Annotated in this window: 9 protein-coding genes; 2 read left to right on the top strand and 7 right to left on the bottom strand. The window is 62.1% G+C overall.

From position 1 onward, the window contains the following. Positions 1 to 52: 52 nt before the first annotated feature. The 4 genes from DSM110093_RS16070 to DSM110093_RS16055 all read right to left on the bottom strand — a co-directional run bounded on the left by DSM110093_RS16070 (position 53) and on the right by DSM110093_RS16055 (position 6233). On the bottom strand, positions 53 to 928 hold the full coding sequence (locus DSM110093_RS16070) for a DmsC/YnfH family molybdoenzyme membrane anchor subunit (protein WP_243266005.1): 876 nt from the start codon (positions 926 to 928) through the stop codon (positions 53 to 55). Then, complete coding sequence (locus DSM110093_RS16065; protein WP_243266004.1) at positions 928 to 1692, bottom strand: 4Fe-4S dicluster domain-containing protein; 765 nt, start codon at positions 1690 to 1692, stop codon at positions 928 to 930. The genes DSM110093_RS16070 and DSM110093_RS16065 overlap by 1 nt, the downstream gene beginning before the upstream one ends. 49 nt (positions 1693 to 1741) lie before the next feature. After that, on the bottom strand, positions 1742 to 4558 hold the full coding sequence (locus DSM110093_RS16060) for a molybdopterin oxidoreductase family protein (RefSeq protein WP_243266003.1): 2817 nt from the start codon (positions 4556 to 4558) through the stop codon (positions 1742 to 1744). Positions 4559 to 4769: 211 nt separating this feature from the next. Beyond that, positions 4770 to 6233 carry a PLP-dependent aminotransferase family protein gene (locus DSM110093_RS16055; protein WP_243266002.1) on the bottom strand — a complete coding sequence of 488 codons (1464 nt, stop codon included), beginning with the start codon at positions 6231 to 6233 and terminating at the stop codon, positions 4770 to 4772. A gap of 116 nt (positions 6234 to 6349) precedes the next feature. Between DSM110093_RS16055 and DSM110093_RS16050 the strand changes: the two genes are divergently transcribed. Then, positions 6350 to 7240 carry a BadF/BadG/BcrA/BcrD ATPase family protein gene (locus DSM110093_RS16050; protein ID WP_243266001.1) on the top strand — a complete coding sequence of 297 codons (891 nt, stop codon included), beginning with the start codon at positions 6350 to 6352 and terminating at the stop codon, positions 7238 to 7240. Continuing rightward, positions 7237 to 8367, top strand: a complete 1131-nt coding sequence (gene nagA / locus DSM110093_RS16045) for an N-acetylglucosamine-6-phosphate deacetylase (protein WP_243266000.1) — start codon at positions 7237 to 7239, stop codon at positions 8365 to 8367. The genes DSM110093_RS16050 and nagA overlap by 4 nt, the downstream gene beginning before the upstream one ends. A gap of 249 nt (positions 8368 to 8616) precedes the next feature. Here the strand turns inward: nagA and DSM110093_RS16040 are convergent, their stop codons facing one another. From DSM110093_RS16040 to DSM110093_RS16030, 3 genes are all read right to left on the bottom strand, one after another. Continuing rightward, the gene (locus DSM110093_RS16040; protein ID WP_093927409.1) at positions 8617 to 8880 is read right to left on the bottom strand and encodes a glycine zipper 2TM domain-containing protein; all 264 of its coding nucleotides are present in this window, start codon (positions 8878 to 8880) and stop codon (positions 8617 to 8619) included. Positions 8881 to 9087: 207 nt separating this feature from the next. Beyond that, complete coding sequence (locus tag DSM110093_RS16035) at positions 9088 to 10485, bottom strand: aminotransferase class III-fold pyridoxal phosphate-dependent enzyme (protein WP_243265999.1); 1398 nt, start codon at positions 10483 to 10485, stop codon at positions 9088 to 9090. A gap of 230 nt (positions 10486 to 10715) precedes the next feature. Further along, positions 10716 to 12809 (bottom strand): DEAD/DEAH box helicase, encoded by a 2094-nt coding sequence (locus DSM110093_RS16030; RefSeq protein ID WP_243265998.1) that lies wholly within the window; start codon positions 12807 to 12809, stop codon positions 10716 to 10718. Positions 12810 to 13024: the final 215 nt, after the last annotated feature.

Below are 13024 nucleotides of genomic sequence, written 5' to 3'. Positions count from 1 at the left end.
TCAAGCTGTGAATCGGAATGCAGAGGGGGTGGAGACACCCCCTCTTTTGCGTTCAGCGCTTGCCGTAGTAGATGCCGACCACATGTTCCGCCTGCGCAAAGAACAGCCAGCGCGAGGTCAGCACCCCCGCCGCGTGGCTGAGCACCGCGAGACCGGCGGCGAGGTGGTGGAACACGGGCGAAAGGAGTAGCAGAAGCGGCAGTAGCATCATTAGCGTGATCGCAATTACGCGCAGCTTTAGGGCGTGTTTGCGCCCGATCTGATAAACGAACTCTCGCAACAGGTAGTTGCTGCCGGTATGGGGTGGCTCAAAGGCGCGGACGCTGCCCTGCGCCCCCAGCCGCGTCGCTGTGGCGATATCGCTGCCCGAAGCGGCAAGCGCGCGATCCCCGTGCCACCATGTGGCGATCTGCACCGCCCCCGCCAGCGCCAGCAGGATCATCGCCGCCGTCACCTGCCCCGCCAGCAGGGCACCGCCCGCGATGCTAAGCGACAGGAAATTCAGCGGCGTCATCACGCTGTGCCAGCGCGGCACGGTCTTCATCTGGGTATAGATCATCGCCGTGGTCAGCACCGTCAGCAATGACAACGCCGCACCAAGCAGCCCCAGCGGCCAAAGCCGCGTGTCGTAAAACACCAGCCCCGCGCCATAGGCCGCCATGGTCAGCAAAGCGGCGACCGAGGTCCAAGCCTCCCGACTGAGCCAACTGCTGCGCCACTGGGTGAAAGCCTTGAGCGCGCGTTCGGGATGGCCGAGGTGAAAGGTCGAGGCGATCAACCCGCCCACGGCCAGCAGATAGGCCAGCGCGAAAAAGACAAAGGCCACCCAGCCGGTCACGGCAGGCAGGCCGATGCCAAGCCACGCCAGCAGGCCGAACCCCATGCCCGACAGGCTGCTGAACAGAATGACAGAGGGTGCCGGATGCATCAGAGCTTCTCCAGGGTGCGATCAAGCCAGCCGAGGAACCCTTTTGGGCCGCTGTCGATCGGGGCAAGGAAGGGGGCCAGCACGTCGATCTCACCGCTGTCCTCCGGCCCTTGCAACTGATCGCGCGGGCGGGGCGGCAGGTATTTGTTGACCGGCTTGGTGCCTTGCTCGGGCATGAGGTCCAGACCGCCACGCTCGGCCACCAACTGGCTCACAGCACTTTCGGGGTCGCCCAGATCGCCGAAATGCCGCGCGCCAGCGGGGCAGGTGCGCACGCAGGCGGGCTGGCGGTCTTCTTCGGGCAGGTTCTCGTTATAGATACGGTCGACGCAGAGGGTGCATTTCTTCATCACGCCCGCGGCCTGATCCATCTCACGCGCGCCGTAGGGACAGGCCCATGCGCAGAGGCCACAACCGATGCAATCGCTTTCGTTGACCAGCACGATCCCGTCTTCGACGCGCTTGTAGCTCGCCCCCGTGGGGCAGACGGTCACGCAGGGCGCGTCATCGCAATGCAGGCAGGATTTCGGGAAGTGGACAAGCTGCGCGGCACCGGCCTCGGGCTGAACCTCATAGCTGTGCACGCGGTTGAGGAATGTGCCCGACGGGTCCGCGCCATAGGCGTCTTGGTCTGACAGCGGCGCGCCGTAGTTTTCGGTGTTCCAGCCTTTGCAGGAGATCACGCAGGCATGACAACCGACACAGGTATCAAGGTCGATCACCAGGCCGAGTTTGCGGTCGGTCTGTTGTGGGAGCGTGGTCATGGCTGGGTGTCCTGAGGGGTCTTGAGCGGTGATGCGCAGAGGGGGGCGGTCATTTGCCCACCTTCCACGCAATGTCCTGCGGCGCGGGCGGGACGGGAGAGCGCTGCGCCGGGATTTCTGGCTGCGCTTCGGCGGGGGCGTCGGTCTTTTCGATATGCACTTTAAGGTCGAACCACGCGGCCTGCCCGGTGATCGGGTCGGAGTTCGACCACCGCAGACCGTCGCCCTTGGGCGGCAACAACTCGTGGATCAGATGGTTGAGCAAGAAGCCCTTGGTCGCCTCCGGCGCGTCGCGGTCCAGCGCCCATGCGCCTTTGCGTTTGCCGATGGCGTTCCATGTCCAGACCGTTTTGGGGTTCAGGGCCGCCATCTCCATCACCGGCACCGTGATCCCCCCATGCGGAGAGGTCACGCGCGCCCATTCGCCGTCTTGCAGCGCCTTGGCACGCATGATCGCCGTGGGCAGGTAGAGCGGGTTGTGTCCATGCAATTGCCGCAGCCAAGCGTTCTGGCTGCCCCATGAATGGTACATCGCCATCGGGCGTTGGGTGAGCGCGTGGACGTCATAGCCCTGCGCGCCTTCTGGATCGCTTTCATACCAGATCGGCAGGGGCGACATGGTCTGCTTAATGCGCTCGCGCAGATGCTCAGGCGGCTGGCGTTTGCCATGACCTTCGGCGGCAAGCTGAAAGCGGCGCAGCGGTTCGACATAGAGCGAAAACAGATAGGGCTCCGGCGCGTCATAGATGCCCATGCCGACGGCCCAATCTTGATAGGCGGCGTTCCACGGCTTGTAGTAATTCGCCCCCTCGGGGATATGATTGACGAAGAAACCGCCGTTTTCGATATAGCGGTCGATCTGCTCGGGGTTCGGCGCCCCGCGCCCGGTATCTTTGCCATCCTCACCGCGGAACCCAGCCAGCGGGCCGATGCCCGGACGGCGTTCGTGGCTGGTGATATAATCGGCGTAGTCTTTGTATTTTTGGCTGCCATCCGCGTTCACGAACCCCGGCAGGCCAAGTTTTGCCCCCAGATCGCAGAGCGCGGATTGAAAGCCCCGCACGTCGCGGTTGGGCTCCACCACGGGCCAACGGATCGCATCGGCGGCGGCGTCGGCCTCGCTGATCGGGCGGTCGAGCAGTGAGATACAGTCGTGCCGTTCAAGGTACGTCGTGTCGGGCAGGATCAGATCGGCATAGGCGACCATTTCCGAGGAATAGGCATCGGAATAGATGATGCGCGGGATCACGTAGTCGCCGTTGGCATCAGTGTCGGTCAGCATCTCCATCACACCGCCAGGGTTCATCGAAGAGTTCCACGACATATTCGCCATATACATAAACAGCGTGTCGATCTTGTAGGGATCGCCTGCGTGCGCGTTTGAGATCACCATATGCATCAACCCATGGGCCGACATCGGGTTTTCCCATGTGAACGCCTTGTCGATCCGCGCCGGGCTGCCATCAGCGCGTAGCGCCAGATCGTCGGGGCCATGCACGAAACCCAGATGCGGCCCGTCGAGCGGCGCGTCGGGGGTGGCTTTGCAATGTGGTTTTGGATGCGCTGTGGCAGGCTTGGGGTAGGGCGGTTTAAAGCGGAACCCGCCGGGCACTTCGACGGTGCCAAGGATAATCTGCAACACATGCAGCGCGCGGCAGGTTTGGAAGCCATTGGCATGGGCCGAGATACCGCGCATGGCGTGAAAAGAAACCGGGCGGCCTGTCATCGTCTTGTGATGCTCGCCCCGGAAATCGGTCCATGCGTGATCAAGCTCGAAGGCTTCGTCAAAGGCGACGCGCGCCAGTTCGGCAGCGATGGCACGGATGCGCGGCGCGGGGATGCCACAACGCTCGGCGACGGCCTCGGGGGTGTAGTCATCTCCAAGGTATTGCTCGGCCATCTGGTGAAAGACCGGGCGGTGGGTAATGCCCGCCGTTCGGTAGGTGGCGGACAGGTCGGGGCGCACGCCGGGTTGGTCAAAGGGGGTCAGCTTGCCGGTCTTGCGGTCGACCACCAGCGCCTTGCCATCCTTGTCGCGCAGTTGCAGGCCATACTCAGGCGACTTGGGGTCGCTGTTCAGCAGGACCGGCGCGTCGGTGTAGCGGGCGAGGTAGTCCAGATCGATGCGCCCGGCCTTCATCAGGCAGTGGATCAGCGACAGAATGAACAGCCCATCGGTACCGGGCGTGATGCCGACCCAATCGTCGGCGATGGCGTTATACCCGGTGCGGATCGGGTTCACCCCGATGACCCGCGCGCCGCGTTTCTTGAGCTTGCCCAAACCCATCTTAATCGGGTTGCTGTCATGGTCCTCGGCCACACCAAACAGCATGAACAGCTTGGTATGATCCCAATCGGGCTGGCCGAACTCCCAAAAGGCGCCGCCCATCGTGTAGATGCCCGCCGTGGCCATGTTGACAGAGCAGAAGCCGCCATGTGCCGCGTAGTTCGGCGTGCCGAAAGCCTGTGCCCAGAGCGAGGTGAAGCTCTGCGACTGGTCGCGCCCGGTGAAGAACGCAAGCTTCTCCGGCGCTTCGCGGCGCAGGGGCTCCAGCCAATCGGTGGCAATCTGCAGCGCCTCTTTCCAACTGATGCTCTCAAACTCACCTGAACCGCGCGGGCCGACCCGCTTCATCGGGTTGCGCAGCCGGGCGGGGGAGTTGTGCTGCATGATCCCGGCAGACCCTTTTGCGCAAAGCACACCTTGGTTCACCGGATGGTCGCGGTTGCCCTCGATATAGGCGACCTTGCCCTTTTTCATATGGACGTTAATGCCGCAGCGACAGGCGCACATGTAGCAGGTGGTCTTGCGAACCTCGTCCGAGACCTTGGGCGACAGATCAAGCGGCGGCTGGGAATGCGTCATGGGAGGGCTGGGTCTTTCAGCAGGGCAAGCGCTCGGCGCGCGATATGTTTCTCTTCGGCGGCGGGGATGATCTAATTGGGAATATTTCCCGCCCAGTAGAGGTTTGCAAGAACCTTTTCCTTTGTCTTCCAATCACTCTCGCCGATGCCCGCGGTAAAGGTGATGCGGTTGATCCGGTGCAACAGAAGCGTCACGAGGCGATCGAGCCGTATTAGCGCAGGCGGTCGATTTCTTGGGCGATCAGGCCGACCCCTTCGTTGATCCGTGCTGCGGAGATCGAGGAATAGGCCAATCGGTAGTAATTCTTGGCCTTCTCGTCACCTATGAAAAACGCATGGCCGGGTTCGAACAGCACATCGCGGGCGCGTAGGTTTTCGGCCAATTGCGCACTGTCCACGCTTTCGGGTGCACGCATCCAAAAGGATGACCCGCCATAGGCCCCGCGCCCTGAGACGCGCAGGCCATGCTGTTCCAGCGCCCCTTCCATAACGCGGCGGCGTTCGTGCAAGGCCAGCCCCATGCGGCGGATCTGGGCGTCGTAATGGCCCAATGACAGGAAATATGCGGCGGTGCGTTGGATATGCCCCGGCGGGTGGCGCAGCACCGATGCCCGCAGCGCGCGCGCCTCGCGGATAAACGGCTCAGACCCCACCAGATATCCCAGCCGCAGCCCCGGAAAAAGCGATTTGGAGAAGCTGCCGACATAGATCACTCTCCCCTCGTCATCGAGCGACTTCAGCGCGGGCGAGGCGGGCTTGAGGAAAGACATCTCAAATTCATAGTCATCCTCAACAATCAGCGCCTCAAGCGCGCGGGCCCGGGCCAGCAGGGCGCGGCGGCGGTCCATTGGCATGGTTGCGTTGGTCGGGCATTGGTGGCTGGGCGTGGTGAAAATCACATCCGTGTCAGGGGGGATTGCCTCGGGGGGCAAGCCGTCTTGATCGACGCGGACGGGGGTTATGTGGCAGCGCGATTGGCTGAGGATGCCACTCAGCGCCGGGTAACACGGATCTTCTAACACGGCGCGGCGGCGTTGGGTCAGCAGAACTTGGGCGGTCAGCCACAGCGCGTTCTGCGCGCCGAGGGTGATGAGAATCTGATCGGGCCGTGCCGAGACACCGCGTCGGGGCAAGATATTTCGCGCAATGAATTCGATCAACTGCGGGTCGTCTTGGTCGTAGTAGTCGGTGGTCATCGAGGTGAAATCGCGTTGACCCAAAGCTTGAACTGCACAAAGCCGCCAGTTGGCGTGGTCAAAAAGCGTTGGATCGGCTTGGCCGTAGATGAACGGATAGCGGTAGCTGGCCCAATCTTGCGCTTTGCCCGACAGCCCGTTGCCGCTGAACCGTTGGCCGATGGCACGCGACCAGTCGATGGCGTCGTCCGCCTTGGCCATTGGGGCAAAGGCTGGGGGCGCAGGCGCATTGTCAGAGACGAAATACCCCGACCGCCCGCGCGAGCTGAGGTAATCATTCGCCAAAAGCTCGGTATAAGCGATGGTCACCGTGATCCGGCTGACGCCGAGGTGCGTGGCAAGCTTTCGGGTGGAGGGCAGCTTCTCCCCCCGCTGAAACCGACCCGAGAGGATGCCTTGGGCGATCATCTGTTGGATCTGCTGTTGCAGCGTGCCTTGTGCATCGGGGCGCAGGAAAAAGGTTTCAACGGGCAGGGCCATTGCGCGAGGTTAGGCTGGCCTTAGTCAGAGTTCAATCTGGCATCATAGGTTGCCGACTTGATCTGCCGATCCGGCGTGCACTTCCGTTCGCCCTGCACCTCGCTTAGAAGTATCACATGAACAATTCTGCCCCTCTTTTGATCGCTGTGGACGGCGGCGGCACCGGTTGCCGTGTGGCTGTTGGCACGCGTTATGACGGTATCCTTGGCCGCGCCGCAGGTGGGCGTGCGAATATCGGCACTGAGCCAGATCAGGCTTTAGTGAATATCCGCCAGACGGTAGAGCGTGCCATGGCTGAGGCTGGGCTACCCCTTTCGGCCTTGAAGGATGCGACGGCATTCGTGGGCTTGGCGGGGATGGACAAGGCGCGGGATGAGGCGCGTCTGCGCGCGGCATTGCCGTTCCAGCGGATCATCGCAGACGACGACCGCCCGGCCTGCGTTGTCGGTGCACTTGGCGAAGGGTGCGCAGGCTGGGTGCTGGCCATCGGCACAGGTACCATCGTCGCGGCAACCGATGGCGTGGCGTTTCGCTATGCCGGTAGTTGGGGGTTTCATCTGGCCGACCAAGGTTCGGGCGCATGGCTGGGCTGCAGGGCAATGAACGAAGCCCTTCAGTGCTATGATGGGCTGACGCCGCATAGTGATTTGACCCGCGCGGTGCTGGCAGAGTTTGGCGATGACCCTTCGGCGCTGGTTGCGTTTAGCTTGACGGCCAAGCCGGGGGATTACGCGGCTTTCGCGCCCAAAGTGATCGCGGCAGCAAAGACGGCGGATCGCCATGCGCAGGCGTTGATGCAAGAGGGGGCCGCCTATTACATCCGCGCTTTGAAGGCGTTGGATTTCACACCAGGCGATCCACTTTGCCTGCTGGGTGGGATAGGCCCGCATTACGCTAATTTCCTGCCCAAAGATCATCTATCGGGTCTGGTCAAACCACAGGGTGCGGCGCTCGATGGGGCGTTTCATCTGCTGTGCAAGGCCGCGGCAGAAGAGGCGTTGCCATGAATGAGATCGTCAAGGTTTTCACCGGGGCCGACATTCACGATGGCACGCGGCTGCACCGCGGAAGTGTGCTGGCACAAATGCAGGACGGCAGTCGCCGTATCCTTGATCCGCTTGAGGTGCCGCAGGGAACACAGGCGGCGGAGCTGGAGCGCGGTGTGCTCTGCCCCGGCTTCGTCGACCTTCAAGTCAACGGCGGCGGCGGTGTGATGTTCAACGACACACCAGACGTGGCCACGTTGCGCCGGATTGCAAGGGCGCATCGCGGTACGGGGGTGGCAGGCTTCCTGCCCACACTGATCACTGACACGCCTGACAGAACCCAAGCCGCGATTGAGGCCACGGTAGACGCCATCGCCATTGGCGTGCCGGGCATCATCGGGCTGCATCTGGAAGGCCCGCATTTGTCACTTGCGCGCAAAGGGGCGCATGACGGAGCGTTGATCCGCCCGATGCAGGAAGCGGACCTTGCTTTGATCTTGTGCGCGGCCAAACGGCTGCCGAACCTCATGGTCACGGTCGCGCCGGAAAACACCAGCAACACACAGATCAGCGCGATGGCTGAGGCGGGGGTGATTGTTTCGCTGGGACATAGCGATGCGGATTATGAGAGTTGCATGACGGCCTTTGACGCGGGCGCGCGCTGTGTCACTCATCTGTTCAATGCAATGAGCCAGATGACCAACCGCGCGCCGGGTTTGGTTGGTGCGGCACTTGCGCGGGGCGGGGTTCACGCAGGGCTGATCGCGGACGGCATCCATGTGCACCCGGCCAGCATGCGCAATGCGCTAGCAGCCAAGGCGGAGGGGGTCTTCCTCGTCAGCGATGCGATGGCGACTGCGGGATCGGATATCACACGCTTTATGCTGAATGGTCGCGAGGTGTACCGCAAAGAGGGGCGACTGACGTTGGCAGATGGCACATTGGCTGGCGCAGACCTTGAGATGGGGCGTGCAGTGCAGACGCTGACCCATGCTGTGGGCGTCCCGCTAGAGGCCGCGCTGGCGCAGGCGATCTCGGGTCCGTTGGCGTTGCTGCGTGACGCAAGAGGGCTGGGCCAAGTCGAGACCGCAGGTCAGCCATTGGTGCATTACGATCCTGAAAGTGGCGCGGTGCGCGTTCTGGCTTAACCCAGTGAACAGCCGCCAGCAGAATAGCGCAACGATTGAGAATGCTTCTTTTGAGGACATCAGCAACCGCGATATCGCTCAAGCTTGTCATATCCCCTTCCGTGCCAATCAGGCGTTGGATGCCCTGTTAGGTTCAATTCGCAAGGCAGCTAAGAATGGGCGGGCGGGTAGGATCGGTGCAGAAACAAAAAAGGGCCTCGACCCATGGTCGAAGCCCCCCTTGGCGCGAAAACGCGCGATGTCAGCCGCTTATGGGCAAGCTGCGGTGTAACGCTGACCATTGGAGTTTTGGTACACGCATTTGCCGGATTGTGTCTGGCCGATGTAGTTGCCAGCAGCGGCACCAGCGAGACCACCAATGATCGCACCCTGCACCTTGTCATCACCGCCTGAAACGGCAGCACCGGTGGCAGCACCGAGAGCCGCACCTGTCAAAGCACCTTGGTTGGAGGTGGTGCCGTCACAAGCGGCGAGACCAGCGATCATCGGAATTGCGATAAGAAACTTCTTCATGTCTTTCTCCCAGTTTACTCATTTGCCAACGCGGGGGGGTTGGAAGAGGTTCCCGCGAAAGCGATACATTTTCAGAAAAACTTCCAGAGCGGTAGAACGCAGTAATTTTTCGAGGCGATGTCATGTTCGGGCAAGACATGAGTTTAGATAGAGGAAGGCAGCACCGGGTCAACCGATGCTGCCTTTCGCGCGCATGAAGGCGCGGTTTTACGCCGAAGCGAAAACTCGGCCCAATGCACCATCTACCGCTGTGATGATCTCATCAATATCATCGCGCGAGGCGATCAGGGCGGGCGAAAAACACAGCGTGTTGTTCTTGCCCGGCAGCGAGCGGTTGGTGGCCCCGATGATCACCCCTTGGGCCATGCAGTCCCCGACGACGGCTTGAATGCGCTTTTCCTCAACTGGGGCGCGGCTGTCGCGGTCGGTGACCAGTTCGGCACCCAAAAACAGCCCCTTGCCGCGCACATCGCCGATCACTGCGTGTTTGTTGGCCAGCGCGTGCAACTGATCCAACATGTAGTGGCCCATGTTGGTGGTGTTCTCCAGCAGGTTCTCACGCTCAATGATGTTCATATTCTCGATGCCCGCCGTCGGCCCAGCGGTGCAGCCACCAAAGGTCGAGATGTCGCGGAAGTAGTTCAACGGATCGCTCGCGTCGTCTTTGAACATGTCAAACACCGCATCGGTCGTGACCAGACAGGCAATGGCGGCATAGCCCGAGGCAACGCCTTTGGCCATGGTCACCATGTCTGGCTGAATGCCATAGTGTTGATAGCCGAACCAAGTGCCGGTGCGTCCGACGCCGCAGACGACCTCATCAATGTGCAATAGGATGTCATACTTGCGGCAAATCTCTTGCACGCGCTCCCAATAGCCATCGGGGGGGCAGATCACGCCGCCGCCTGCTGTCACCGGCTCTAGGCAAAGCGCGCCGACGGTTTCCGGCCCTTCGGCGAGGATCACTTTTTCGATCTGATCGGCAGCCCAGGTACCGTAGTTTTCCTGCGGCGCGCCGTCTTGTTCGAAGCTGCGATATTCCAGACAATGCGGCACCCGCACGAAGCCCGGGGCGAAGGGGCCGTATTGTGCGTTGCGCTCGTCTTGTCCACCCGCCGACAGGCAGCCGAGGGTGGTACCGTGGTAGTCGCGGTCGCGGTAGAGGATCTTGTGCTTCTTGCCGCCGTAACGCTTGTGCGCGATCTGGCGCACCATTTTAAAGGCTTTCTCATTCGCCTCGGAGCCAGAGTTGCAGTAATAGACGCGATCAAGGCCGGGCATCTTATCCAGCAGCTTTTCCGCGAAATGCGAGCCGGGGATCGAGCCTGCGGACCCGGCGAAATAGTTCAGCTTGATCAGTTGATCGCGCACGGCATTGGCGATGCTTTCGCGGCCATAGCCCACGTTCACCGTCCACACACCGCCGGACACGGCATCGAGGTGCTCTTTGCCCTTTTGGTCCCAGACCCGCATGCCCTTGCCTTCGACAATGATGCGCGGGTCGGTCGTTTCATAGGGTTTGTGCTGGCTCAGGTGGTGCCAGATATGCGCGCGGTCGGCTTCGACAACGCGGGAGATGTCGTTCTCGTTAAAATTGCCGTCCATGGGGCAAACCTTTCTGTGCGGGTGGGCGAACCCACGAATGAAGCCCGCGCAGAGGCGGGGAATGTGCGTAACACATCACCGCGAAAGTCGCGCCGCAAGTAGTGCCAGTTGGGTTTGTTCCTTAAGGCCAGCCGTCGGCGCAGTTTTCTTTTAAAGAAATCGGGGCGGACTTTTTAAAAAAGTCCGCGGCCCTACACAAAAACGCCGGGGTGATGCCCCGGCGTTTAAGTTTACTTCGATTTCGGGCCGCCCTTGCCGCCCTGCTTGCCGATCTTATTCGGCGGGGTGAAGCGTTTGGACGGGTCGGACGCCCGTTTGTACGACTTCTCGCCGCCCGGCGTGGTGGCCGAGGTTGTCGGCTTGCCCTTGCCTTTGCGCGGTGCATCGCCTGCGGGCTTTTCCTTTTTCCAAACGGCTTTCGCCTTGGGCTTGCCGGTTGTTTCGCCGCCTGACTTAGGTTTGGGCGTGGCACCGGGTTTCATCGGGCTGCGCTCTGTCTTGTGGGACTTTGGCGGGCGTTCGCCTTTCGGGGCGCGCGGTTTGTCGAACTTGGGCTTGTCGTATTTGGGCTTATCGAACGACGCCGCACCGGGGCCATCCGCCGCTTTGGCGCGGGGTTTGCGCGGGGCGGGGGCGGCATCGGGATCGTAGTTATCACGCGGCGGGCGCGGGCCACGGTCGCGATCACCCTTGTAGCCGCCACCCGGCTTGGGGCCACGGTTGCCGCCCGGTTTCGGACCACGGGCCAGATCGGGGGCTTTGTCGAGCTGCGTCAACACCGCGCCTTCTTCCAGTTTCATGTCACCGCCAAGTGCGCTCAGCAGGCCGGGAACCGAGGTTTCCAGCACTTCGACAAAGCTGTGGCTGCCCTGCACACGGATCGCGCCGATGTCGTCTTTGGTCAGATCACCGCGACGGCACAGCATTGGCAGCAGCGTGCGCGGCTCGGCCCCGTCATTGCGACCGGTCGAGATCGAGAACCAGACCGATTTGCCAAAGGCCGGGCGCGGTTTGTCGTCGCCGGGTGCACCGGGTTCTGCCAGTTCTTCCGGCGCAGATTGGCGCGCGCGGTAGAGGTTGACGAAGGCGGTGGCCAGCTGCTCTGCCGAGAATTGCTCGACCAGATTGGCGACAAAACCTTCGGCGTCTTCTGGGATCGGATCGGACCATGCGGAATCGGCCAGCAGGCGGGCTTCGTCTGCGGCGTTGACTTCGGTAGCAGAGGGCGGTGCCGCCCATTCCACTTTCAGCTTCGCGCCGCCGATCAGACGGTTCGCCTTGCTGCGCAGTTTCGCAGGCACGATCAGGGCAGAGACGCCCTTGCGCCCGGCGCGGCCTGTCCGGCCCGAACGGTGCAGCAGCGTGTCAGAGTTGCTGGGCAGATCGGCGTGAATAACCAGTTCAAGGTTCGGCAGGTCGATGCCGCGTGCGGCGACATCGGTGGCGATACAGACCCGCGCACGCCCGTCGCGCAGCGCTTGCAGCGCGTTGGTCCGTTCGGATTGCGTCAGCTCACCCGACAGCGCCACGACCGAGAACCCCCGGTTGGTGAACCGTGTGGTCAGGCGCGCCACGGCGGCGCGGGTGTTGCAGAACACGATGGCGTTCTTGGCCTCGTAAAAGCGCAACACGTTGATGATGGCGTTTTCAATGTCGCGTGGGTGCACGTTCAGCGCGCGGTATTCGATGTCGCTGTGCTGTTTGGCTTCACTCACAGTGGTGATGCGCTGCGCATCGCGCTGGTAGGACTTCGCCAGCTTGGCGATGGCGGCGGGCACAGTGGCCGAGAACAGCAGCGTGCGGCGCTCTTCGGGGGATTCGGAGAGGATGAACTCAAGGTCTTCGCGGAAACCAAGGTCGAGCATCTCATCCGCTTCGTCCAGCACCACGGCGCGGATCGCGTCGAGGTTGATGTTGTTGCGTTTGATGTGGTCACACAGGCGGCCCGGCGTGGCGACGACGATATGCGCGCCACGGTCCAGCGCGCGGCGCTCGGTCCGGGTGTCCATGCCACCGACGCAGGTGGTGACCACCGCGCCCGCTTTGCCATAAAGCCACGTCAGCTCGCGGCTGACCTGCATGGCCAATTCGCGCGTGGGCGCGATAATCAGCGCCAGCGGTGCGCCCGCTTGGCCGAAATGGGTGTCATCACTCAAAAGGGTCGGCGCGATGGCGAGGCCAAAGCCCACCGTTTTGCCCGACCCGGTTTGGGCCGAAACCAGAAGGTCTTGATCGTTCAGCGCGGGGTCTGTGACGGCCTCCTGAACGGCGGTAAGTGTTTCATAACCCTGTTGGGCAAGGGCATCGGCAATAGTCTGGATCACGAAGGCTGTCCTGTCTTGAACGTTTGTGCGGGGGGCGGGCACGTGGGGTGCTACCAGCCACGGCAAAGGAATCCGACCGTCGGTAGAGGGTCAGGGATGGAATGTACATGGGGGTTTTCGGGTAGAATGTCACCCTTTTTACAGGTTTGGGGCCTTTGCAGGTGCGAATGGGCGGGGAAATGCCGTCTGAACGTGCCCACGGCCCCCTCACAACT

The sequence above is a fragment of the Sulfitobacter sp. DSM 110093 genome, from assembly GCF_022788715.1.
Lineage (GTDB): Bacteria > Pseudomonadota > Alphaproteobacteria > Rhodobacterales > Rhodobacteraceae > Sulfitobacter.
Note: the sequence above shows the minus strand (reverse complement) of the source record. Positions and strands in the feature narration are given on the sequence as shown.